The sequence below is a fragment of the Pseudomonas palleroniana genome (genome assembly GCF_003031675.1).
In the GTDB taxonomy this organism is placed as follows: Bacteria; Pseudomonadota; Gammaproteobacteria; order Pseudomonadales; family Pseudomonadaceae; genus Aquipseudomonas; species Aquipseudomonas palleroniana.
In genome coordinates this window covers 1-2,199 of record NZ_PYWX01000083.1, presented here as the reverse complement: position 1 = coordinate 2,199, position 2,199 = coordinate 1, and the positions used below count along the sequence as shown (strand labels likewise).

1 protein-coding gene is annotated in these 2,199 nt (G+C 60.4%); it reads right to left on the bottom strand.

The features are described from left to right. Positions 1 to 2,199 (bottom strand): DUF6531 domain-containing protein (locus C9383_RS26480; RefSeq protein ID WP_146164723.1); only part of this gene is annotated, 2,199 nt, incomplete at both ends.

Below are 2,199 nucleotides of genomic sequence, written 5' to 3'. Positions count from 1 at the left end.
GTAGTGGTAGTCGTGCTGGCCCTTGCGGGTGTCGAGCAGGCGGGTGAGGTTGCCGCTTTTGTCGTAGTCGTATTGGCGTTGGTAAATGCCCCCTTCAACGTCGCAAAGGCCGTGGTTGAGCAGACGTCCTTGATCGTCATATTGGTAGCTGCTGAGGAGTTTGCCTTGGCTTCTTTGGTGTTCTCGACCTCCATTAACCAGATGAGAGGTGAGGGTTTCGCCATTGAGCTCAACGGTAGCAAGGTGGCCGCCTTTATCATGGTTGAACACCAGACGGTTGTTGTCCGGCAGGCGCAGGTGCTTTAACTGACCACAGGCGTCGTAGCCGTAGCGCAGGGTGCCCCAGCCTTGGTGCTCGGCGGTCAGGCGATTTTGGACATCGTATTCGTAGGCCAGCGCCCAGTGACCGTCGTCGACGCTGAGCAGGTTGCCCTGGCGGTCGTAGGTGTATTCAACCACCTCGCCATCGGCAAGGGTTTTTCGTACGAGGCGCCCGGCGTGGTCGCGCTCATAACGCGTAACCAGCTGACTGCCATCGTCGCCGTGTTCGGTCTTTTCCAGCAGGTTGCCGTTGAGGTCGTAGGCATACGCCGTGCGCTGGCCGTCAAAACCAATCTCTTGCTGGATCAGGCCGTTAGGGTGGTAATCAAGCTGATAGGTTTCGCCGGCTTCGTTTTCAATCGCGGTCAGCAACAGCCGTACGTTGTCGTAGCGGTACTTGACCTGGGTGCCGTCGGCATTGAGGCGGCGGCTGATCAGGTGCAGGCCGTCGGCGTATTCGTAATGGGTGACGTGGCCGAGTTCGTCGCGTTCGGCGGTGATTTTTCCGTAGGGGTTGTAGCTGTATTCCCGACACGCACCGCCCGGCAAGACCACGCGAACCATGCGGCCCACGCTGTCCCACTGGTACTGCGTCAGCGCACCGTGCTCATCCTCACGCGCCACTTGCCGCCCAACGTCGTCATAGCGATAACGCTTGATGGCGCCATTGGGCAGTTGCTCCTCCAGCAACTGCCCGCGTTCATTCCACACCAGCCTGTGACAGCTGTGATCGGGGTACCAGACGCCCGTCAGTTGCCCGGATGGGTTGTAGCTGTAGTCGGTGATGTGCCCGGCGGGATCCGTCCGACGCGTCACATCGCCCTGGTCATTGCGCTCATATTTCCAGACCGCCTGGCCACGCCGCACCACGCGTACGAAGCCGTTGTCATGCTCGTAGGACGTCGGTTCGTCATCCCCCGGAAACACCGCCACCAAGCGTCCGGCATCGTCGTACTGATAGGCCGTCACCGCGCCCAATGGGTCTTGCTCGACCGTCAGCCGGCCCTTGTCGTCGTAGGATTTGAAATGCTCGGCACCGTCCGGATCGATGCGCTGTACCAGCCGTGCGCGCTGGTCATGTACGTAGATTTCCTGGCTTCCGTCGGCGTTAAACACCGTGACCTGGCCGTCGTCACCCCAGGTATAACGCGCGTCCATCTGCGAAAAGCTGGCCCAGTGCCGGACACAGCGCGCCGCCTTGCCGGACCGTTCCCATTCCCAGTAGAAACTCGCGCCACCGGCCAACTGCCGTTCAAGGATGACGTGCTGATCGTCGTAGCGATAAACCTCGCGTTCACCCACGGCATTGGTCGCACACACCAGTCGGCCTGCGTCGTCATAGGCGTAGGACACAACGTTGTGTTCGGTCATCCAGGTGAAGGCTTCATGACCTTTGGCGCGTTGAACCTGATAGTCCACCGCCACAATGCGCCCAAGCTCATAGCGCAAGAACAGCGAGCGGCCGATGCCGTTATCCAGTCGCTCAATACGCCCCGAGCGATCCCGCACAATACGCAGCCGGTTGTCGTACGCATCGCTGATGGCGGTGAGCACACCGTCGCAAAAGTGGTAGAAGCGTGATGCCTGGGCCAGCACTAACTCATCGGGCAGAGCGCCCAGGTAGATCGCCGCTTCGGCCAGACTGTTGGTGATCGCGGGTCGCGACGCAGTGGGCAGTGGAAATTCAGTAGAGCGGTTTTCATGATCGGTCCACACCACCGAATCACCTGACACCGAAAGCCGATGCGCCAGCGCATGACTCCAGCCAAACCCCAACCCACAATCCACCTCCACGGCACTGGTGCGATACAGCCGCGTCCACTCAAACGGCAACACGCCATCCAGCGTGCCATCGGTCAGCGTCAGCAATTCCTCGCC